The organism is Pseudomonas crudilactis (assembly GCF_013433315.1).
Lineage (GTDB): Bacteria > Pseudomonadota > Gammaproteobacteria > Pseudomonadales > Pseudomonadaceae > Aquipseudomonas > Aquipseudomonas crudilactis.
The window spans coordinates 153,490-176,431 of sequence record NZ_WXVV01000011.1 but is presented as its reverse complement, the minus strand read 5'-3'; the positions used below and the strand labels follow the sequence as shown (position 1 = coordinate 176,431).

Annotated in this window: 14 protein-coding genes; 13 read left to right on the top strand and 1 reads right to left on the bottom strand. The window is 59.4% G+C overall.

Features of this window, described 5'->3' with window-relative positions; translation table 11 throughout:
- Positions 1 to 2 precede the first annotated feature (2 nt).
- From GTU76_RS14320 to nuoN, 12 genes are all read left to right on the top strand, one after another.
- Positions 3 to 677, top strand: coding sequence for a NuoB/complex I 20 kDa subunit family protein (locus GTU76_RS14320; RefSeq protein WP_007920192.1), 675 nt, complete (start codon positions 3 to 5; stop codon positions 675 to 677).
- A gap of 73 nt (positions 678 to 750) precedes the next feature.
- Positions 751 to 2,535 (top strand): NADH-quinone oxidoreductase subunit C/D, encoded by a 1,785-nt coding sequence (gene nuoC, locus GTU76_RS14315; RefSeq protein ID WP_016987416.1) that lies wholly within the window; start codon positions 751 to 753, stop codon positions 2,533 to 2,535.
- A gap of 2 nt (positions 2,536 to 2,537) precedes the next feature.
- Positions 2,538 to 3,035, top strand: coding sequence for an NADH-quinone oxidoreductase subunit NuoE (nuoE, locus tag GTU76_RS14310; RefSeq protein WP_007920186.1), 498 nt, complete (start codon positions 2,538 to 2,540; stop codon positions 3,033 to 3,035).
- Positions 3,032 to 4,387, top strand: a complete 1,356-nt coding sequence (gene nuoF / locus GTU76_RS14305; RefSeq protein WP_007920184.1) for an NADH-quinone oxidoreductase subunit NuoF — start codon at positions 3,032 to 3,034, stop codon at positions 4,385 to 4,387. The genes nuoE and nuoF overlap by 4 nt, the downstream gene beginning before the upstream one ends.
- A 136-nt stretch (positions 4,388 to 4,523) precedes the next feature.
- The gene (gene nuoG, locus GTU76_RS14300; RefSeq protein WP_180698879.1) at positions 4,524 to 7,238 is read left to right on the top strand and encodes an NADH-quinone oxidoreductase subunit NuoG; all 2,715 of its coding nucleotides are present in this window, start codon (positions 4,524 to 4,526) and stop codon (positions 7,236 to 7,238) included.
- The gene (gene nuoH, locus GTU76_RS14295; RefSeq protein WP_007920179.1) at positions 7,235 to 8,242 is read left to right on the top strand and encodes an NADH-quinone oxidoreductase subunit NuoH; all 1,008 of its coding nucleotides are present in this window, start codon (positions 7,235 to 7,237) and stop codon (positions 8,240 to 8,242) included. Before nuoG ends, nuoH begins: the two co-directional genes overlap by 4 nt.
- A gap of 11 nt (positions 8,243 to 8,253) precedes the next feature.
- A complete protein-coding gene (nuoI, locus tag GTU76_RS14290) occupies positions 8,254 to 8,802 on the top strand; it encodes an NADH-quinone oxidoreductase subunit NuoI (RefSeq protein WP_007920177.1) in 549 nt (182 codons plus the stop codon).
- A 9-nt stretch (positions 8,803 to 8,811) separates the two neighbouring features.
- Entirely contained in the window at positions 8,812 to 9,312 is a 501-nt protein-coding gene (nuoJ, locus tag GTU76_RS14285; protein ID WP_007920176.1) for an NADH-quinone oxidoreductase subunit J, read from the top strand.
- A 3-nt stretch (positions 9,313 to 9,315) separates the two neighbouring features.
- Complete coding sequence (gene nuoK / locus GTU76_RS14280; protein WP_003223790.1) at positions 9,316 to 9,624, top strand: NADH-quinone oxidoreductase subunit NuoK; 309 nt, start codon at positions 9,316 to 9,318, stop codon at positions 9,622 to 9,624.
- Entirely contained in the window at positions 9,621 to 11,474 is a 1,854-nt protein-coding gene (nuoL, locus tag GTU76_RS14275) for an NADH-quinone oxidoreductase subunit L (protein ID WP_007920175.1), read from the top strand. Before nuoK ends, nuoL begins: the two co-directional genes overlap by 4 nt.
- 39 nt (positions 11,475 to 11,513) lie before the next feature.
- Positions 11,514 to 13,046 (top strand): NADH-quinone oxidoreductase subunit M, encoded by a 1,533-nt coding sequence (gene nuoM / locus GTU76_RS14270; protein ID WP_016986254.1) that lies wholly within the window; start codon positions 11,514 to 11,516, stop codon positions 13,044 to 13,046.
- 7 nt (positions 13,047 to 13,053) lie between these two features.
- Positions 13,054 to 14,517, top strand: coding sequence for an NADH-quinone oxidoreductase subunit NuoN (nuoN, locus tag GTU76_RS14265; RefSeq protein WP_007920173.1), 1,464 nt, complete (start codon positions 13,054 to 13,056; stop codon positions 14,515 to 14,517).
- Between the two features lie 233 nt (positions 14,518 to 14,750).
- On the opposite strand, the gene GTU76_RS14260 is transcribed toward nuoN, so the two are convergent.
- Positions 14,751 to 18,998: a hypothetical protein gene (locus GTU76_RS14260; protein WP_180698878.1), complete on the bottom strand. Its 4,248-nt coding sequence runs from the start codon at positions 18,996 to 18,998 to the stop codon at positions 14,751 to 14,753.
- A 331-nt stretch (positions 18,999 to 19,329) separates the two neighbouring features.
- Between GTU76_RS14260 and GTU76_RS14255 the strand changes: the two genes are divergently transcribed.
- Entirely contained in the window at positions 19,330 to 22,941 is a 3,612-nt protein-coding gene (locus tag GTU76_RS14255; RefSeq protein WP_180698877.1) for a Tc toxin subunit A, read from the top strand.
- The last annotated feature ends 1 nt before the right edge of the window (position 22,942 follow it).

Below are 22,942 nucleotides of genomic sequence, written 5' to 3'. Positions count from 1 at the left end.
CAATGCAATACAATCTCACCAGGATCGACCCCGATGCTCCTAACGAGCAATATCCGATTGGCGAACGGGAAACCGTTTCCGATCCGTTAGAAGATCAAGTCCACAAAAACATTTTCATGGGCAAGCTGGAAGACGTGCTGAGTGGCGCGGTCAACTGGGGACGTAAGAACTCCCTATGGCCGTACAACTTCGGCCTGTCGTGCTGCTACGTGGAAATGACCACCGCCTTCACGGCGCCCCACGACATCGCGCGCTTTGGCGCCGAAGTGATCCGGGCATCGCCGCGTCAGGCCGACTTCATGGTTATCGCCGGGACCTGCTTCATCAAGATGGCGCCGATCATCCAGCGTCTCTACGAGCAGATGCTCGAGCCGAAGTGGGTTATCTCCATGGGTTCGTGCGCTAACTCCGGTGGCATGTACGACATCTACTCTGTGGTTCAAGGGGTGGACAAGTTCCTGCCCGTGGACGTCTACGTACCTGGCTGCCCTCCTCGTCCGGAAGCATTTCTGCAAGGCTTGATGCTGTTGCAGGAATCGATCGGCAAGGAGCGTCGTCCGCTTTCCTGGGTCGTTGGCGATCAAGGCGTGTATCGCGCCGACATGCCTTCGCAGAAGGAAGAGCGCCGCGAACAGCGAATCGCAGTCACCAACCTGCGCAGCCCTGACGAAGTCTGATCCAGATCTGTTCTGACAAAGAAACGAGAAGCTGGCTTCATTCTTTACGTTGACCGAAAGCGAAAAAATAACCATGACTACAGGCAGTGCTCTGTACATCCCGCCTTATAAGGCAGACGACCAGGATGTGGTCGTTGAATTGAACAACCGTTTTGGCCCGGAGGCGTTCACCGCCCAGCCGACCCGCACCGGCATGCCGGTGCTGTGGGTGGCGCGTGCCAAACTCGTCGAAGTCCTGACCTTCCTGCGCAACCTGCCCAAGCCGTACGTCATGCTCTATGACCTGCACGGCGTGGACGAGCGTCTGCGCACCAAGCGTCAAGGGCTGCCGAGCGACGCCGAGTTCACCGTGTTCTATCACCTCATGTCGCTGGAGCGTAATAGTGACGTGATGATCAAGGTCGCCTTGTCCGAGAGCGACCTCAGCTTGCCGACCGTCACCAGCATCTGGCCGAACGCCAACTGGTACGAGCGTGAAGTCTGGGACATGTTCGGTATCGACTTCAAAGGTCACCCGCACCTGTCGCGCATCATGATGCCGCCGACCTGGGAAGGTCACCCGCTGCGCAAGGACTTCCCGGCGCGCGCCACCGAATTCGATCCGTACAGCCTCAACCTCGCCAAGCAACAGCTCGAGGAAGAAGCCGCGCGTTTCCGTCCGGAAGACTGGGGCATGAAGCGTTCCGGCCCGAACGAGGACTACATGTTCCTCAACCTCGGCCCGAACCACCCTTCGGCGCACGGTGCGTTCCGCATCATTCTGCAACTGGACGGTGAAGAAATCGTCGACTGCGTGCCGGACATCGGTTACCACCACCGTGGCGCCGAGAAGATGGCCGAGCGTCAGTCTTGGCACAGCTTCATCCCGTACACCGACCGTATCGACTACCTCGGCGGCGTGATGAACAACCTGCCGTACGTGCTCTCGGTCGAGAAGCTGGCCGGCATCAAGGTGCCCGAGAAGGTCGACGTCATCCGCATCATGATGGCCGAGTTCTTCCGGATCACCAGCCACCTGCTGTTCCTCGGGACTTACATCCAGGACGTTGGTGCGATGACCCCGGTGTTCTTCACCTTCACCGACCGCCAGAAGGCGTACACGGTGATTGAAGCCATTACCGGTTTCCGTCTGCACCCGGCCTGGTACCGCATCGGCGGTGTTGCCCACGACCTGCCGCGCGGCTGGGAAAAACTGGTGAAAGACTTCGTTGAATGGCTGCCAAAACGCCTCGACGAATACACCAAGGCTGCCCTGCAGAACAGCATCCTCAAGGGCCGTACCATCGGCGTCGCCCAGTACAACACCAAAGAAGCCCTGGAATGGGGCGTCACCGGTGCTGGCCTGCGTTCGACCGGTTGCGATTTCGACCTGCGTAAAGCACGTCCGTACTCGGGCTACGAGAACTTCGAGTTCGAAGTGCCGCTGGCCGCCAATGGCGATGCCTACGACCGCTGCATGGTTCGCGTTGAAGAAATGCGCCAGAGCATCAAGATCATCGACCAGTGCATGCGCAACATGCCGGAAGGCCCGTACAAGGCGGATCACCCGCTGACCACGCCGCCGCCGAAAGAGCGCACGCTGCAGCACATCGAAACCTTGATCACGCACTTCCTGCAAGTTTCGTGGGGCCCGGTCATGCCGGCCAACGAATCCTTCCAGATGATCGAAGCGACCAAGGGCATCAACAGTTATTACCTGACGAGCGACGGCGGCACCATGAGCTACCGTACCCGGATCCGCACTCCAAGCTTCCCGCATCTGCAACAGATCCCTTCGGTGATCAAAGGCAGCATGGTCGCGGACATGATTGCGTACCTGGGTAGTATCGATTTCGTTATGGCCGACGTGGACCGCTAAGCATGAACAGCACGCTTATCCAGACAGACCGTTTCACCTTGAGTGAAACCGAGCGCTCGGCCATCGAGCACGAGCTGCATCACTACGAAGACCCGCGCGCGGCGTCGATCGAAGCCCTGAAGATCGTTCAGAAGGAACGCGGCTGGGTGCCGGATGGCGCCCTGTACGCGATCGGCGAGATCCTCGGCATCCCGGCCAGCGACGTTGAAGGTGTGGCGACGTTCTATAGCCAGATTTTCCGTCAGCCGGTCGGCCGTCACATCATTCGCGTCTGCGACAGCATGGTCTGCTACATCGGCGGCCACGAGTCGGTGGTCAGCGAAATCCAGAACAATCTGGGCATCGGCCTGGGTCAGACCACCACCGACGGTCGTTTCACCCTGCTGCCGGTCTGCTGCCTCGGCAACTGCGACAAGGCGCCGGCGCTGATGATCGACGACGACACCTTTGGTGATGTGCAGCCTGCTGGCGTCGCCAAACTGCTCGAGGGCTACGTATGACCCTGACATCTTTCGGTCCTGCCAACCGCATTCAGCGTTCGGCCGAGACTCACCCGCTGACCTGGCGTCTGCGTGACGACGGCGAAGCCGTGTGGCTCGACGAGTACCAGGCCAAGAACGGTTACGCCGCGGCGCGCAAAGCCTTCGCCGACATGGATCAGGACGCCATCGTCCAGACCGTGAAAGACGCCGGCCTGAAAGGTCGCGGCGGTGCAGGCTTCCCCACAGGTGTGAAGTGGGGCCTGATGCCCAAAGACGAATCCATCAACATCCGCTACCTGCTGTGCAACGCGGATGAAATGGAGCCGAACACCTGGAAAGACCGCATGCTGATGGAGCAACTGCCCCATCTGCTGATCGAAGGCATGCTGATCAGTGCCCGCGCGCTGAAAACCTACCGTGGCTACATCTTCCTGCGTGGCGAATACACCACCGCCGCCAAGCACTTGAATCGTGCCGTGGAAGAAGCCAAGGCTGCAGGCCTGCTGGGTAAAAACATTCTCGGCAGCGGCTTCGATTTCGAGTTGTTCGTCCACACCGGCGCCGGGCGTTACATCTGCGGTGAAGAAACTGCACTGATCAACTCCCTCGAAGGTCGCCGCGCCAACCCGCGCTCCAAACCGCCCTTCCCTGCCGCTGTTGGCGTGTGGGGCAAGCCGACTTGCGTGAACAACGTCGAAACCCTGTGCAACGTGCCGGCGATCATTGCCGACGGCGTTGACTGGTACAAATCGTTGGCCCGCGAAGGCAGCGAAGACATGGGCACCAAGCTCATGGGCTTCTCCGGCAAGGTCAAGAACCCGGGCCTGTGGGAACTGCCATTCGGCGTCACCGGTCGCGAGTTGTTCGAAGACTACGCCGGCGGCATGCGCGACGGCTTCAAGCTCAAGGCCTGGCAGCCAGGTGGCGCCGGTACCGGTTTCCTCCTGCCTGAACACCTTGACGCGCAAATGTACGCCGGCGGCATCGCCAAAGTGGGCACCCGTATGGGTACCGGCCTGGCCATGGCGGTGGACGACAGCGTCAACATGGTCTCCTTGCTGCGCAACATGGAGCAGTTCTTCGCTCGCGAGTCGTGCGGTTTCTGCACCCCGTGCCGCGATGGTTTGCCATGGAGCGTCAAGCTCTTGATGGCCATCGAACAAGGCCGCGGTCAGCCAGGCGACATCGAGACCCTGCTGGGTCTGGTCAACTTCCTCGGCCCGGGCAAGACCTTCTGTGCTCACGCACCGGGTGCCGTGGAACCGTTGGGCAGTGCCATCAAATACTTCCGTCCAGAGTTCGAAGCCGGTATCGCGCCAGTCAGCGCCGCCGTCCCGCCTCTGGCAAGGCCGATCGTAATCGGCGCGTAAACGCTTAAAAAGGCGAAGGGTCCGTGCCCTTCGCCTTTCGTCCGATGACGCCTTTCGGGGCTGACTGGATTCGGACGGATAACAAGATTCCATTAGCCACGCCCGCTGACACCGGGCCAACGAAGACCTTTGAACCATGGCCACTATCCACGTAGACGGCAAAGCGCTCGAAGTCGACGGGGCAGACAACCTGTTACAGGCATGTCTGTCGCTGGGCCTCGACATTCCATATTTCTGCTGGCACCCCGCGCTTGGTAGCGTCGGGGCCTGCCGCCAGTGCGCGGTCAAGCAGTACACCGACGAGAACGACACCCGTGGTCGCATCGTCATGTCCTGCATGACCCCGGCCACCGACAACACCTGGATCTCCATCGAAGATGAAGAATCCAAGGCGTTCCGCGCCAGTGTTGTCGAATGGCTGATGACCAACCACCCGCACGACTGCCCTGTGTGCGAAGAAGGCGGTCACTGCCACCTGCAAGACATGACGGTGATGACCGGCCACAACGAGCGCCGTTATCGCTTCACCAAACGCACCCACCAGAACCAGCAACTGGGCCCGTTCATTTCCCACGAAATGAACCGCTGCATCGCTTGCTACCGCTGCGTGCGTTTCTACAAGGATTACGCTGGCGGCACCGACCTCGGTGTATTCGGCGCCCACGACAACGTGTACTTCGGTCGCGTTGAAGACGGCACCCTCGAAAGCGAGTTCTCCGGCAACCTCACCGAGGTCTGCCCGACCGGTGTGTTCACCGACAAGACTCACTCCGAACGCTACAACCGTAAGTGGGACATGCAGTTCGCGCCGAGCATCTGCCATGGCTGCTCGAGCGGTTGCAACATCTCTCCGGGCGAGCGTTACGGCGAACTGCGTCGCATCGAAAACCGTTTCAACGGTTCGGTGAACCAGTACTTCCTGTGCGACCGTGGCCGTTTCGGTTATGGCTATGTCAACCGCACCGACCGTCCACGTCAGCCGCTGCTGGCCGACGGCACCAAGCTGGGCCTCGACGCTGCGCTGGATAAAGCCGCTGACTTGCTGCGCGGTCGCAACATCGTCGGTATCGGTTCGCCGCGCGCCAGCCTCGAAAGCAACTATGCGTTGCGCGAACTGGTTGGCGCCGAGCACTTCTACTCGGGCATCGAAGCCTCCGAACTGGAGCGCATCCGTCTGGTCCTGCAAGTGCTGAAAAACAGCCCGCTGCCTGTGCCGAACATGCGCGACATCGAAGACCACGACGCCATTTTCGTGCTCGGTGAAGACCTGACCCAGACCGCCGCCCGTGTGGCGCTGTCGCTGCGTCAATCGGTCAAAGGCAAAGCTGAAGACATGGCCGAAGCCATGCGCGTTCAGCCTTGGCTCGACGCTGCGGTGAAGAACATCGGTCAGCACGCGCTGAACCCGCTGTTCATCGCCAGCCTGGCGGAAACCAAGCTCGACGACATCGCCGAAGAATGCGTACACGCCGCTCCGGACGATCTGGCACGCATCGGTTTCGCCGTTGCTCACGCGCTGGATGCCAGCGCCCCGGCCGTTGAAGGTCTGGACGCCGAAGCACTGCAACTGGCCAAGCGCATTGCCGACGCCCTGCTCGCTGCAAAACGTCCGCTGATCATCGCCGGTACTTCGCTGGGCTCCAAAGCCCTGATCGAAGCCGCTGCGAACATCGCCAAAGCCCTGAAGCTGCGCGAGAAGAACGGTTCGATCAGCCTGATCGTGCCGGAAGCCAATAGCCTCGGCCTGGCCATGCTCGGTGGCGAATCGGTGGATGCTGCGCTGCAAGCCGTCATTGACGGTAAGGCTGACGCGATCGTCGTGCTGGAAAACGATCTGTACACCCGCACCGCCAAAGAAAAAGTCGATGCGGCACTGAACGCTGCGCAAGTGGTGATCGTTGCTGACCATCAGAAGACGGCTACCAGCGACCGCGCGCACCTGGTGCTGCCAGCCGCAAGCTTCGCTGAAGGCGACGGTACGCTGGTCAGCCAGGAAGGTCGCGCCCAGCGCTTCTTCCAGGTTTTCGACCCGCAATACATGGATGCGAGCATCCTGGTTCACGAAGGCTGGCGCTGGCTGCACGCCCTGCGCGCGACCCTGCTGAACCAGCCGATCGACTGGACGCAACTCGACCACGTCACCGCTGCCGTTGCTTCAAGCACCGAGCAACTGGCGCGTATCGTCGACGCTGCACCGTCGGCGGCGTTCCGCATCAAGGGTCTGAAACTGGCGCGTGAGCCGCTGCGTTATTCCGGTCGCACCGCGATGCGCGCCGACATCAGCGTTCACGAACCACGCACCCCGCAAGACAAAGACACCGCGTTCGCCTTCTCCATGGAAGGTTACTCGGGCTCTGCCGAACCGCGTCAGCAGGTGCCATTTGCATGGTCGCCGGGCTGGAACTCGCCACAAGCGTGGAACAAGTTCCAAGACGAAGTCGGTGGTCACATCCGCGCTGGCGACCCGGGCACCCGCCTGATCGAAAGCACCGGTGATTCGCTCAACTGGTTCGCTGCAGCGCCGCGCGCATTCAACCCGGCGCCGGGCACCTGGCAAGCCGTGCCGTTCTTCCACCTGTTCGGCAGCGAAGAGAACTCTTCGAAAGCCGCACCGGTTCAAGAGCGCATTCCGGCTCCATACGTGGCTCTGGCCAAGTCGGAAGCGGATCGTTTGGGCGTCAACGACGGTGCCCTGCTGAGCCTGAACGTGGCCGGTCAGACCCTGCGTCTGCCGCTGCGCATCAATGAAGAACTGGGCGCCGGTCTGGTGGCATTGCCTGCGGGCATCGCCGGCATTCCACCGGCATTCGCCGGCGTATCCGTCGACGGTCTGCAGGAGGCAGCGCAATGACCTGGTTCACCCCTGAAGTGATCGATGTGATCCTCTCGGTCGTCAAAGCCATCGTGATTCTGCTGGCCGTTGTGGTGGCAGGCGCGTTGCTCAGCTTTGTCGAACGTCGCCTGCTGGGCTGGTGGCAGGACCGTTACGGTCCGAACCGCGTTGGCCCGTTTGGTATGTTCCAGATCGCCGCCGACATGCTGAAGATGTTCTTCAAGGAAGACTGGACCCCGCCGTTTGCCGACAAGGTGATCTTCACTTTGGCACCGGTGGTGGCCATGTCCGCCCTGCTGATCGCGTTTGCGATCATCCCGATCACCCCGACCTGGGGCGTCGCGGATCTGAACATCGGCTTGCTGTTCTTCTTCGCCATGGCCGGTCTGTCGGTCTACGCGGTGTTGTTCGCCGGCTGGTCGAGTAACAACAAGTTCGCCCTGCTCGGCAGCTTGCGTGCGTCGGCGCAGACCGTGTCCTACGAAGTGTTCATGGGCCTGGCCCTGATGGGCATCGTGGTCCAGGTCGGCTCGTTCAACATGCGCGACATCGTCGAGTACCAGGCGCAGAACCTGTGGTTCATCATTCCGCAGTTCTTCGGCTTCTGTACTTTCTTCATCGCTGGCGTCGCCGTGACTCACCGTCACCCGTTCGACCAGCCGGAAGCGGAACAGGAACTGGCCGACGGTTACCACATTGAATACGCCGGTATGAAATGGGGCATGTTCTTCGTCGGTGAATACATCGGCATCATCCTGATCTCGGCGCTGCTGGTCACCCTGTTCTTCGGTGGCTGGCACGGTCCGTTCGGCATCCTGCCGCAACTGGCGTTCGTCTGGTTCGCACTGAAGACCGCGTTCTTCATCATGCTGTTCATCCTGCTGCGCGCTTCCATTCCGCGTCCGCGTTATGACCAGGTGATGGATTTCAGCTGGAAATTCTGCCTGCCACTGACCCTGATCAATTTGCTGGTGACCGCTGCAGTCGTGTTGTGGAACACGCCTGCAGTCGCGGTTCAGTGAGGATTTGACCCATGTTCAAATATATTGGCGACATCGTTAAGGGTACTGGTACCCAGTTGCGCAGCCTGGTCATGGTCTTCGGCCATGGCTTTCGCAAGCGCGACACCCTGCAATACCCGGAAGAAGCGGTCTACCTGCCACCACGCTACCGTGGTCGCATCGTCCTGACCCGTGACCCCGATGGCGAAGAGCGTTGCGTTGCCTGCAACCTGTGCGCCGTGGCTTGCCCGGTGGGTTGCATCTCGCTGCAGAAAGCGGAAACCGAAGACGGTCGCTGGTACCCGGACTTCTTCCGTATCAACTTCTCGCGCTGCATTTTCTGCGGTCTCTGCGAGGAAGCCTGTCCGACCACCGCAATCCAGTTGACACCGGATTTCGAGATGGCCGAGTTCAAACGTCAGGACCTGGTGTACGAGAAAGAAGATCTGTTGATCTCCGGCCCCGGCAAAAACCCTGATTACAACTTCTATCGTGTTGCAGGTATGGCAATCGCTGGCAAGCCGAAAGGCTCCGCGCAGAACGAAGCCGAACCGATCAACGTGAAGAGCTTGCTGCCTTAAGGAAGAACGATGGAATTCGCTTTCTATTTCGCATCGGGTATCGCTGTTGTGTCCACGCTTCGCGTAGTCACCAACACCAACCCTGTGCACGCCCTGCTCTACCTGATCATCTCGTTGATCGCCGTGGCCATGACCTTCTTCGCACTCGGCGCGCCGTTCGCCGGCGTGCTGGAAGTGATCGCCTACGCCGGCGCCATCATGGTGCTGTTCGTGTTCGTGGTGATGATGCTGAACCTGGGCCCGGCCTCGGTTCAGCAAGAACGCGTCTGGCTCAAGCCCGGCATCTGGGCAGGGCCGGTGATTCTCGCCGCGCTGCTGCTGGCCGAACTGCTGTATGTGCTGTTCGCTCACCAGAGCGGTCAGGCCATCGGCCACACCACCGTAGACGCGAAAGCCGTGGGCATCAGCCTGTTCGGCCCGTACCTGCTGGTGGTCGAACTCGCCTCGATGCTGCTGCTTGCTGCAGCCGTCACGGCGTTCCATTTGGGCCGTAACGAGGCGAAGGAGTAAGACATGCCTGCTATCCCTCTCGAACATGGATTGGCCGTTGCCGGCATCCTGTTCTGCCTTGGTCTGGTCGGCCTGATGGTCCGCCGCAACATTTTGTTCGTGTTGATGAGTCTGGAAGTAATGATGAACGCCTCTGCACTGGCGTTCATTGTTGCAGGCGCCCGTTGGGGCCAGCCGGATGGACAGATCATGTTCATTCTGGTGATCAGCCTTGCAGCCGCCGAGGCCAGTATTGGTCTGGCGATCCTGCTGCAACTGTATCGCCGCTTCCACACGCTCGATATCGACGCTGCCAGTGAGATGCGCGGATGAACCTGATCTTTCTGACTTTCGTATTCCCTCTGATCGGTTTCCTGCTGCTGTCGTTCTCCCGTGGACGCTGGTCGGAAAACCTCTCGGCGCTGATCGGCGTGGGTTCCATTGGCTTGTCGGCGATTGTCGCCGCCTACGTCATCTGGCAATTCAACGTCGCACCACCCGAAGGCGGTCACTACACGCTGGTGCTGTGGAAGTGGATGGCGGTCGAAGGCTTCAAGCCTGACTTCGCCCTCTACGTCGACGGCCTGTCGATCACCATGCTTGGCGTGGTCGTTGGCGTCGGCTTCCTGATCCACCTGTTCGCCTCTTGGTACATGCGCGGTGAAGCGGGTTACTCGCGCTTCTTCTCGTACACCAACCTGTTTATCGCCAGCATGCTGTTCCTGGTGCTCGGCGATAACCTGTTGTTCCTGTACTTCGGCTGGGAAGGCGTGGGCCTGTGCTCGTACCTGTTGATCGGTTTCTACTACAGCAACCGCAACAACGGTAACGCCGCACTCAAGGCGTTCATCGTGACCCGGATCGGCGACGTGTTCATGGCCATCGGCCTGTTCATCCTGTTCCAGCAAGTGGGCACGTTGAACATCCAGGAACTGCTGGTGCTGGCACCGCAGAAATTCCAGGTCGGCGACTTCTGGATCACCCTGGCAACCCTGATGCTGCTGGGTGGTGCGGTCGGTAAATCGGCGCAACTGCCGCTGCAAACCTGGCTGGCGGACGCGATGGCCGGCCCCACTCCGGTTTCGGCACTGATCCACGCCGCCACCATGGTGACCGCCGGTGTTTACCTGATCGCTCGTACCCACGGTCTGTTCACCCTGGCGCCGGAAATCCTCCACCTGGTCGGTATCGTCGGTGGTGTGACTCTGGTACTGGCAGGTTTCGCCGCACTGGTTCAAACCGACATCAAACGTATCCTCGCCTACTCGACCATGAGCCAGATCGGCTACATGTTCCTGGCGCTGGGCGTTGGCGCCTGGGATGGCGCGATCTTCCACCTGATGACCCACGCCTTCTTCAAGGCCCTGCTGTTCCTTGCTTCCGGTGCGGTGATCGTTGCCTGCCACCACGAGCAGAACATCTTCAAGATGGGCGGTCTGTGGAAAAAACTGCCACTGGCCTACGCCAGCTTCATCGTTGGTGGTGCCGCACTGGCTGCCCTGCCACTGGTCACCGCCGGCTTCTACTCCAAGGACGAAATCCTCTGGGAAGCGTTCGCCAGCGGCAACCACGGTCTGCTTTACGCAGGTCTGGTCGGCGCGTTCATGACGTCGCTGTACACCTTCCGCCTGATCTTCATCACGTTCCACGGTGAAGCCAAGACCGAAGCCCACGCCGGTCACGGCATCTCGCACTGGCTGCCACTGTCGGTGCTGATCGTACTGTCGACTTTCGTCGGCGCCATGATCGTGCCACCGCTGCACGGCGTGCTGCCAGAAAGCGTTGGCCATGCCGGTGGCGAAGCCAAGCACAGTCTGGAAATCGCTTCGGGCGCCATCGCCCTGGCCGGTATCCTGCTGGCAGCGCTGCTGTTCCTCGGCAAGCGTCGCTTCGTCACGGCGATCGCCAACAGCGGCATCGGCCGTTTCCTTTCGGCCTGGTGGTTCGCTGCCTGGGGCTTCGACTGGATCTACGACAAACTGTTCGTCAAGCCTTACCTGGCGATCAGCCACGTACTGCGCAAAGACCCGCTCGACCAGACCATCGGTCTGATCCCGCGTATGGCCAAGGGTGGTCACACTGCCCTGAGCCGCACCGAGACCGGTCAACTGCGTTGGTACGCTGCTTCGATGGCTGCTGGTGCCGTGCTGGTAATCGGCGCCATCGTGCTGGTAGCGGTCTGATATGAACCTTGCGAATTTGCGAAAGGAAACGAGCCCGTCATGATTCTGCCTTGGCTAATCCTGATCCCCTTCATCGGCGGCCTGCTGTGCTGGATGGGTGAGCGCTTCGGCGCTACCCTCCCGCGCTGGATTGCGCTGTTGACCATGACCCTGGAACTCGCCCTCGGCCTCTGGCTGTGGGCCCACGGTGACTATTCATTTGCGCCGGCGCCTGGCGCCGATCCGACCTGGGCGCTTGAGTTCAAGCATGTCTGGATCCAGCGCTTCGGCATCAACGTGCACCTGGCCCTCGACGGCCTGTCGCTGTTGATGATCCTGCTGACCGGTCTGCTGGGCATCCTCTCGGTACTCTGCTCGTGGAAAGAGATTCAACGTCACGTTGGCTTCTTCCACCTGAACCTGATGTGGATCCTCGGCGGCGTCGTCGGCGTGTTCCTCGCCCTCGACCTGTTCATGTTCTTCTTCTTCTGGGAAATGATGCTGGTGCCGATGTACTTCCTCATCGCGCTCTGGGGTCACAGTTCTTCGGACGGCAAGAAAACCCGGATCTACGCAGCGACCAAGTTCTTCATCTTCACTCAGGCGTCCGGCCTGATCATGCTGGTGGCGATCCTCGGTCTGGTGCTGGTCAACTTCAACAACACTGGCGTGATTACTTTCAACTACGCCGACCTGTTGAAAACCAAGATGTCGATGACCACCGAGTACATCCTGATGCTCGGCTTCTTCATCGCCTTCGCGGTCAAGCTGCCGGTCGTACCGTTCCACTCGTGGTTGCCTGATGCCCACGCCCAGGCGCCGACTGCCGGTTCCGTCGACCTCGCCGGTATCTTGCTGAAAACCGCTGCTTACGGTCTGCTGCGTTTCGCCCTGCCGCTGTTCCCGAATGCTTCGGCCGAGTTCGCGCCGATCGCCATGACCCTCGGTCTGATCGGGATCTTCTACGGTGCGTTCCTCGCTTTCGCACAAACCGACATCAAGCGTCTGATCGCCTTCTCGTCCGTTTCCCACATGGGTTTCGTGTTGATCGGCATCTACTCCGGCAGCCAACTGGCCCTGCAAGGTGCAGTGATCCAGATGCTGGCGCACGGTGTGTCGGCGGCGGCACTGTTTATCCTCAGCGGTCAGTTGTACGAGCGTCTGCACACTCGTGACATGCGTGAGATGGGCGGTCTGTGGTCGCGTATCGCATACCTGCCGGCGATCAGCCTGTTCTTTGCAGCCGCGTCCTTGGGTCTGCCGGGTACCGGTAACTTTGTTGGTGAGTTCCTGATCCTGATCGGCTCCTTCGCCAGCTGGCCGTGGATCACTGCGATTGCCACCTCCGGTCTGGTGTTCGGTTCGGTCTACTCGCTGATCATGATCCACCGTGCCTACTTCGGTCCGTCGAAATCGGATTCGATCCTGCACGGCATGGACGCTCGCGAACTGATCATGGTGCTGGGCCTTGCGGTGCTGCTGGTTTACCTCGGCGTCTACCCGCAACCGTTCCTCGACACGTCTGCCGCCACGATGCATGGCGTGCAGCAGTGGCTCGGCACCGCCTTCACTCAACTCGCTTCGGCCCGGTAAGAGCGCTATGGAATTCACGATTCAACACTTTATTGCGCTTGCGCCACTGTTGATCACCAGCCTCACCATTATCGTGGTGATGCTGGCAATCGCCTGGCGCCGCAACCACTCGCAGACCTTCCTGATCTCGGTCGCCGGTCTGAACCTGGCCCTGCTGTCGATCCTCCCAGCCCTGAAAGTCGCGCCTCTGGCCGTGACCCCATTGCTGCAGATCGACACCTTCGCTTGCCTGTACATGGCGCTGATCCTGGTCGCCACCCTCGCCTGCGTCACCCTCGCCCACGCCTACTTGGGTGATGGCGGTTCGGGCTACCCGGGCAACCGTGAAGAACTGTACCTGCTGATCCTGATGGCCGCCGCCGGTGGTCTGGTTCTGGTCAGCGCGCAGCACCTGGCCGGTTTGTTCATCGGTCTGGAACTGCTCTCGGTACCGGTTTACGGTCTGGTGGCTTACGCCTTCTTCAACAAGCGTTCGCTGGAAGCCGGCATCAAATACATGGTGCTGTCGGCCGCCGGTTCCGCGTTCCTGTTGTTTGGTATGGCGCTGCTGTACGCCGACTCGGGTTCGCTGAGCTTCGTCGGTATCGGTCAGGCGCTGGCCGCGACTGGCCTGCCTAGCTCGCTGGCACAACTGGGCCTGGGCATGATGCTGATCGGTCTGGCGTTCAAGCTGTCGCTGGTACCGTTCCACCTGTGGACGCCGGACGTTTACGAAGGTGCTCCGGCACCGGTGGCGGCGTTCCTCGCGACCGCCTCGAAGGTTGCGGTGTTTGCGGTGATGGTGCGTCTGTTCCAGATCTCCCCTGCTGCCAGCAGTGGCGTGCTGAGCGACGTGCTGACCGTCATCGCGATCGCCTCGATCCTGTTCGGTAACCTGCTGGCCCTGACCCAGAGCAACCTCAAGCGTCTGCTCGGTTACTCGTCCATCGCGCACTTCGGCTACCTGCTGATCGCGCTGGTAGCGAGCAAGGGTCTGGCGGTGGAAGCCATCGGCGTGTACCTGGTGACTTATGTGATCACCAGTCTCGGCGCGTTCGGCGTGATCACCCTGATGTCCTCGCCGTACAACGGCCGTGACGCGGACGCCCTGTACGAATACCGCGGCCTGTTCTGGCGCCGTCCGTACCTGACCGCCGTGCTGACCGTGATGATGCTGTCGCTGGCCGGTATCCCACTGACCGCTGGCTTCATCGGCAAGTTCTACATCATCGCTACCGGTGTTGAATCGCATCAATGGTGGCTGGTCGGTTCGCTGGTGCTGGGCAGCGCCATCGGCGTCTTCTACTACCTGCGCGTGATGGTCACCCTGTACCTGATCGAGCCAAACCTGCGTCGCCACGACGCCCAACTGCACTGGGAGCAGAAGGCAGGCGGCGTGATGCTGCTGGCCATCGCCTTGGTCGCGTTCTTCCTGGGTGTGTACCCGCAGCCATTGCTGACTCTGGTTCAGCAGGCGGGTCTGGCGGGCTGATTGCTTGGCTGGCTATACATGAAAACGGCACCTTCGGGTGCCGTTTTTGTTTTTGCGGGATTCGACATCACCGGTGTTTGGGAAGCCCGCTCCCACAGGTTTCGGCGCTGCTCAGCAACCTGAGTTACACCCGGATTAATGTGGGAGCGAGCCTGCTCGCGAAGGCGTCGGCACATCCAACATCTGACATTGCGCTATCGCGAGCAGGTTCGCTCCTGCAGTTTGCCTTGCTGTCAGCCAGTGACAGTCGTTCCGTCATAGCCATTATGAATGGTGAAACCTACAACCTGGCCATCGTCATAGTAGACATAGATCCAACCATCTGACTGAGTATTGCGCTGCACATCTTCCGAACCGGAAACACTGACAGTCACCGCAACATCCCCCGCAGGCTGTCCCGAGAATGCGGACGTCACACGAATGCCATATCTCCAACGCCCATCAATCTGACTGGGGCCGTCCCTTTCAGTGATCTCGACCTTGTTGTGCCCAAGAGACATTGGCATTTCGCCAGACTTGAGGAACCACCCCAGCAATGCCAAGCGCATTGCGAAATTGCCACTTTTGCTGCTGGTGAAGCAATCCAGCGACCAGCTCACTCCGCTCTCCTTCATGATTTGGACCAGCGGACGCAGGGTGACCCCGAGGTCTACTGCTTCCGGGGTAAACTCCGGCAATACGGGCAGGCCAATTATTGGGCTATCGGGTTTGGGTCGCACAGTTAGGGTATGCCTCGCACCCAGGCAGGGATAGACCGCTTCACCTCCGAAAACCTGCGGGAATGTATCGAGCTCGACATCCAGGGTATGAACAAAATCTTCCGTTATCACCCGCCCCGGTAATTGCCAGTCGGACAGCACCGGACTGGTCAGCCGTAAACCGAAAATACCGCTTTGACCCTCCGCCGAAGAAATGAACCAAGACAGCTCGTGTGCTTCCACTTTCTGCGGCGTTCCCAGTGGCGGGACTACGGTCAGCCCCTCCGCAGTGCCCCACATGTCTTGCAAGGTGACGTAAGTACCCCACAAGTGATTACCGTCTTTGAATGTGAGAGTCAGTAAGAGGGTTTTTCCCGCCGCCAGCACGAGATCGTGCAAGTCCAACTCAACGTTCTGACCGCCCAGAGTTAGCTGGGCTTGCTGCGCCCAGTCATCGTGCATTCGGGCGTTAACCTCGTAGAGCTGGGTCATGACAACGCCGTCGTTATCGTTGGTGATATCCGCCACAACTTCACTTTTGCCCACAGTTTCAGGTGTGTAGGCGTAATAAGCCCAACCATCGCTGTCGGTCACAGTGGTATCCAGGATGTCCTTCTGGCCTTTGAGGCGCCATTGCACGGCTACCCCTTCGGCCGCCTCGCCACTGTTACCGGACAAGACCTGAACCCGCAACTTCACACTTTGCCCGGAGCCGACCACCGGATTGGCGAGTACCGGGGTAGAGTCGCCGATTCCGTACAGGGACTCGACCACCTTGAAGGTGCGGGCGTCTGACCATCCAGAACTGTCCCCCTCATCTGTCTGCTGTACCTCAACGGAGTATTCGCCGATGGGCCAAGGCTCCCTGGCAGTCCAGCGCCAGGGCTTTACACCGGTAATGGTGTCAATCAGCTTCTCGGAATCGGCATGACGCAGCATTATCTCCCCTCGGGTTTCACCTGTGCCTCTGATCGTGGGGGTGCGCGATGCATTACTGCCCTCTGCCGGCGCTTCAATGATGGGTTTTTGCGGCAGCTCTTTCACCGTGAAGCGATGAGGTCCACTCCATTCGGACACGGGTCCACCAGCCTTTTGTCTGACCTGGAGGACGTTCGTTCCGGGAGTCAACGGCGTCTCGACCGTAAACTCCAGAATGCCGTCGACGTCCGCGTTGTGCTCATGCAACGTAGCCCCCTCCTCAAGCCGCACGGTCTGCTGTGCACCGGCCAGACCTCTGACCCTGACGGTCGGCCGTGTCGAGGTTCTGGCGCCCGGCATCGGTAGTAGAAATTGCGGGGCTTCAGGTTTTTCCCCCACCTCCACGGAGAACGTACATTCATCACTTGGATCGGAGTTCACCGTGTTGACGGTCTGCACAACCTTGACCGTGTTGATGCCCGGCGCCCAATCATCCAAGGGTGTAAAGGTGCGCGTTGTTCCGTCGGCGCTGAAGTCGCCAGCCACCGGAAGGTTGGCCTCGGTAAACATGGCCAGGTTGACGGCCCCCTCCCAAACGCCGGTAATGATCAAAGCCTCGTCCGCTGCCGCCGGGTCAGGGGGTGGGCTGATCGTCGGCTGCGATGGCTTGATTTTGAAGTTGATCACCCCGGTATCAGGAGAATCCTGCCCGGCTACTGCCTGTCTGGCCTGAAGAACTTTGGGACCCGGTTGCCAGGTGAAGTCATTGGTCCAGCTCGTGCCGGTCACCTGCACAGGGCCAAGATCAGTACCGCCACTCCAGACCGTCACCGTCGCGCCAGGCTCACAGGTGCCTTGTACTTGCAGGGCGACATAGCTTTCGCCCTCCTTGGGGAGCGAAATTTGCGGAGCCTGAGGTTTCACTGCAAGCGTCACCAGCTCGCTGAGATCGGACCCCACATTGTTTACAACCTGCCTGGCCTGAACCTTGGTGACACCCGGTGCCCAATCCGCTTTCGCAGTGAACGTCCGGGTGGTTCCAGTGGCGCTGAAATCACCGGCAATCGTTGCACCTGCCTCCGAATACATTTGCAAAAGGCTGGCATTGGCCCAGACATCCGTAATGGTCAGCACCTGGTTTGCTGCAGTCGGATCGGGTGGCTGAACGATCGTCGGCGACGGCGGTTTTACTATGAAGTTGATAACCACACTGGGATCAGATTGCATCTCTCTGACCGTCTGGATTGCGTGAACATCCTTGGGACCCGGTTGCCAATCGAAGCGGTTCGTCCAGTTCGTACCCACTACCTCAGTTGGTCCGAGGTGAGTACCACCACTCCAGACATTGACCGTCGCTCCGGCCTCACAGGTGCCCTGTACCGCAAGTGTGTTATAGCGTTCGTTCTCCTTGGGGAGCGTAATCCGCGGCGCCGGTGGTTTCACTGATACAGCCACAAGCGCGCTGTCATCGGAGCGGACATTGTTCACCGTCTGTGTGACTTTGACCCTGGTGGTGCCCAACAACCAGCTGCCTGGATGTGTGAACGTGCTGGTTGCCCCTTCGGTTTTGAAACTCCCGTCAATCCGGACACCCGCCTCAGTGAACATTTCCAGATGCGCACCGGACACTACGCCGGTGATGGTCAGCAGCTCTTTCGCAGCCGCTGGAACAGGGGGCGATTGAATCACCGGTTTGGGTGGTTTGATGGTGAACTCGAGCACACCAGTAGCAGCGGACGTCTGTCCATTTACTGTCTGCACCGCTTTGACGTGTTTTGCGCCGGGCAACCAGGGGTAAGCGAAGGACCATGTGTTCCCGCTGTAGCTCAAAGTGCCCACGATTGGCCTGCTGCCAGTGTCTTGCACCACAACTGTCGACCCCGCCATGCGGGTTCCTTTCACCAGGACATTGGCCAGATGACTGGTTTTTGGCGCAGGTTCGGTAATCGCTGGTACGAGTGGTTTTACCTCGAACGTTTTACCGACTGCCCAATCCGACTCGTGCCCCCCTGCGACCTGTCGGGCAGTGATTAGGTACGAATTGGGTGCCCACGCTGAGGTAGCGGTCATCGACCACGAGCCATCCTGCCTAACAGTCCCGACCAACTGGGCTCCTCCGGCCCCCCCTGAAAGCCAGATTTCAATCCTGGCATTGCGAAGCCCCCCGTACCCACTGATCGTAGGTTTGCCGCCAGCATCAACAGATACGGTGGATATGACCGGCTTGAACAGCACGATAAATTGCACGTTGACTGCCCAGTCGGATGTTTCACCGTTCAACGTTTGCCGGGCCGTCATATTGAAAGGATTGGCCATCCACAAAGGTTCTTTCAGTTGAACCGACCATGTTCCATCGCTGAGGACTTGCGTGGTCGCAAAAATTATAGTGCCAACACCGCCCTCAAACAGTTGGACCGAGGCACCAGCCACCCCTCTTCCGCTGAGTGTTGGTCGAGGGATCCATACTATCGCCGGGTTGGAAACGGACGGCGGTGGAGGCTTAGACGAACCGGCCATTGTCAGGTCCCCTGACCACGCCCAGTCACTCCAGCCAAGGAACTTTTTATATTCAACTTTGAAATAGAAGCGTGCGCCGGGCGGAATCAAACCAGGCTCTACCGTCTGGAAGATTAGCGTAGCGGCTGTAGGCGTTCCTGAGTACCTCTTCAATTTGGTGCTGTTGATATAAATGTCGATATTCCATTTGCTGCCCGGGGGCACGGTGACGATTGCATCAATGTCGAAACCCTGAGAAACAGTTGTTCCCGCTAAGGGCTTGGTGATGATGGGCGCGATCCACAAGACATTGTCACGTTCACCATCACCTTCACTATCGTCTCCGACAACTCCATCATCATTAGCCATGGTTTGATCTCCTGCACCCGGTGAAGTGTTTATGTCGCACCACTTTCACGGATGACCTGAAAAAAACCACCTGTAAGAACTGACAGTACAGATGAACGGTCGACAATGTCTTTGCGCATTGCCCTTAGGGCTGGCACTAAAGGGCTTTAAAGGGATCGATTGATTTGCAGAATAATGAATAAAAAAGTGTTTTTTTAAATTTATTAGGTATAAGGAAATGGTCCTCACCTGTCAGGTCTGACAGGTTACGGCGCCTCGATTTACCGTTAGCGTGATCCTGCCGGGCATTGCATCCCCCCAATGCCACCCTTCTGGTAGGAGAACCACCGTCATGGCCGATGACAACAACTCGCTGATGAATGCGCTCGTCAAAACTGAAGGTTTGTTGAAAAAGGGACGAGTCGATTTTGCGAAGGCCATGCAGAAAATGGGCTTCACCTCGGTTTTCGATATCGTTCGTTTGTCCAGGCCGGCGTTCATTCGCCAACTCGCCACACTCTCTGACGCCAATGCCGGGCTGGCTTATGACAATGCCATGGCGTACGCGGTGCTGATTGCGCGCTTGTATCGTGAGCACAAGACTTCGTCCGGAACATTCCAGCAACTTGCCCAGCGCACGGGAATTCGTGCGCTGGCGCCGCTGGGGCCGACATTTTCCAATCTGTTCAATGAGAACTGGGACGAGTTCTGCAAGGTCGGCGCCATGGCCGCTCTAGATGGGCCGGTGGCTTTTCTGATTGCACAGAAGGTGTTTAACGAGCAGCTGGAGGGAACCAGCAATGACCCCAAACGCATCTTGCTGGACAGACGCCGCCCCGACCTGAAAGACCTGTTGATCACCCACGAAAACACCTTTACCCCAAGGCCGATGCTGGAAATCGTCAATGAAGTGCTGGGCCGCAACCTGCGCACTTACCTGGATGGCAATGAGGCCGACGAAACCAAGTCCACTCATCAGGTGCTGGCCGAGCGGCGTTACCCCTTCGAACTGCCCTACAACTTCTATCACCATCAATGCCAATTGGCGCTGGCCGAAAAAAAGCCGCGACTGGGGGAGTTGAATTACCGGGCCAGTCGGGTCTTGCCGATCCAGCAGCAAGCAACCAACCAATATGGCCGAGTGACCGTGCCGGTGCAGCAGGCGCAACGGCTATTGTCCGGGTTGAGCCCACAGCAGCAGGCATTGCTGATCGAAGCCTCGGTGTTCAGCAATTTCTATCTGACACGCCATGACCTGCTCAGGGGATGGAAGAGCGCCGGCACAACTCATTTGCGCCCTCATGCACCCTTGGGGACCTGTTATCTGCTCCCCTTGGCCCAAGAAGACATCGGCACGGTTACCCCGGCGGCGGATGTCCCCACCCTTGCGTCGGGAGACGGAGAAACAAACGTGACAAACGTCACCTTTCGCAAAGCGGATCAAACCGAGAACGGTATTGTCGGGTTCAGATCCATAACTTTTACTTCAGAAAAAGGCTGGTTACTCAACTGCCTGCACGCGCCCTCAGTCAACACACTGACCACCTACCTCACGGTCGATCCGGCGTTACCCCAACCCGCTGAGGATGGATACACGGCCAGATTCGATCTGCTGACTGCCACCGGCACCGTTGCTGAACCGGTGAACCTGGCCCGCCAACGCTTCACCCTCACCCTTGATGAGGAATACAACCTGAGTGACCCGGAGCGGGAATTCTTCAAAAAAGCCTATGGGGTCGAAGTCACGCAAAGCTCGCCGCTGTGGCAGTTGACCCTGCTCACCGACTTCATGGCGCACACCGGCCTGCACGCCGAGCAAGTGGAAAGACTGCTGTGCCGACGCCAATATGCGGTGCGTTTGTCAGCCAACTGCCCGAGCAGCAATGCGCAACACACCGGCGTAACGATCCCGGGCATTACCGGTAAGGTATTGGCCTTTCCCCACGCGAACCACTATGGCGCCTGCTACATCAACGGCACTGGCACCGGGGCGGATCTTTACGACAGCGAACTGGCACCCACTCCCGAATCGATCATTCGTGACCAGTTCGACAATGCCATGGGGCTGGAGCGAGACACGCTGGGCGATAACAAGCGCTGGCGTATGACCAAGACCTCACTTGAGCGTCTCGACCGTCTGCAACGCATGATCCGTCTGCAGCGCTGGAGCGGCATTCCCTTTGCCAAACTGGACACATTGATCATCAGCGCCATCCGCGCCGAGGGCGAAACCAACCTGGGCATGGAACTCAATGAAAACACCCTGCGCGCTCTGGGGGTCTATCGCTACCTGAACCAGCGTTACGGCATCGAGCCCGAAGAGTTCGCGGCGCTGATGCACGACCTCTCGCCCTACGCCAGCGGCAAGGACGAGGTGCCGTTGTTCGATCAGGTGTTCAATCGGGTGCAACTGTTCGACACACCGCTGATTCTCGATCAAACGCCCATTGACCTGGCCGCCACCGATGCCGCTACGCAGAAAACCCTGCTGCAACTGTGCGCCGGCCTCGGTGTACAACCGACCGAAGATTCATTGCTGTTGATTGCCAAACAGACCAACTGTTATCTGAAATCCTTGAAACGTGACCTGCCCACCGTTTCTTCGCTTTACCGTCAGGCGCGAATTGCCCGGCTTTTCGGCTACTCCGTCGCCGACTTGCTGACATTGGCGGGATTGCTCGGTGGCGGCGCCTACAAAACGGCGCTGGCGAATGGCCGGTTGAGTCCGCAGACAGCAACGCCAGCAACGCCAGATGCGGACATCCTCGATGTGCTGATGCAACTGGACTGGGCCGTCGACTGGCTCAAGGACAGCCAGCAGACCGTCGCGCAATTGCAGCAACGTCTTGGGCCCGATGTACCGCTGGCGGCAGACCAGGGCGAGGATGACCTGAAAGCCAGAAGGGCTGCGTCCGCTCCCCTGCCCGACGACCTGCTCGAACACCTCGCCCGATTGCAGACCGACACCCAGCGAAGCCGTGTTACGGCGCAACAGATTGCCGCACTGGGCTTGCCCCGCTATGACAATAGCATCCCCGATCCGTTGGAAATCGACTGGCCCTTCTTATTGGTCAACCACGATCTGCTCGATAAAGACGGCCTGTTACCCGGGCTCGATCAACCACTGACGCTGATGGACGAGCCCATCACCTGGCTGCAGGCAGGCGTTGCTGACCTGGTCAAAGACCTCAAGCTGACACAACCGGTCAAAGAGCTCTGCGCAGAAAAAATCGTCGAACTCTTGCTCGCCGCGCACGACCGGCAAACACAGTTGCTTGAAGGGTTGTTCCAGGAAACCGCCAAGCTGCCGACGGAGCGCTGCGTCGCGGTGATCCACTGGGCGCACTCTTCGGTTTACAGCGTGTTGCTCGAGGCCCTCGAAGATGAAGTCACCTCCCGGCTGATCGAACACTTCCAGCGCGTAGCGCGCCATGCCGAGATCGCCGTGCAACTGCGCTTGAGCAACAGTGCATTGCGTCTGTTCGTGGTCAATCCGCACATGCTCGACGGTGATCTGTACAGCGGCGGCAGCGAGCCCTCGCTGAGCGACCTATATCTGTTCGAACGCTTCAGTCATTGGTTCCACAACCAAAGCCAATCGGAAGACAGCCTGCTGAGCTACTTCAGCCTTGCCAACCCACCTGCGGACAAACTGAAGAACAAAGCCCTGCGCAAGGCCGTCGGCGAATCGGCCAACAGCGCGCTGGCCCGGCTGCTGGAGTGGTCCGAAAAAGAAGTGAGCGCGCTGACCGAGACCCTTACCGAAAAACGTGCCCGCTCGATGGCAGAGGTGGATTGGGTACGTCGTTGTCAGGCGACCTGCCGTGCCAGCGGGCTCTCCGCCGCTGCACTGCTGCGAGCCACCGGGTTGCATGACCAGAGCCCGCTGGAGGCCTGGAAAACCGTCGGTGATGCGGTCACGGCCGCCAGCACTGGCTCTGAAGCCACACTTGCCAATGGTTGAG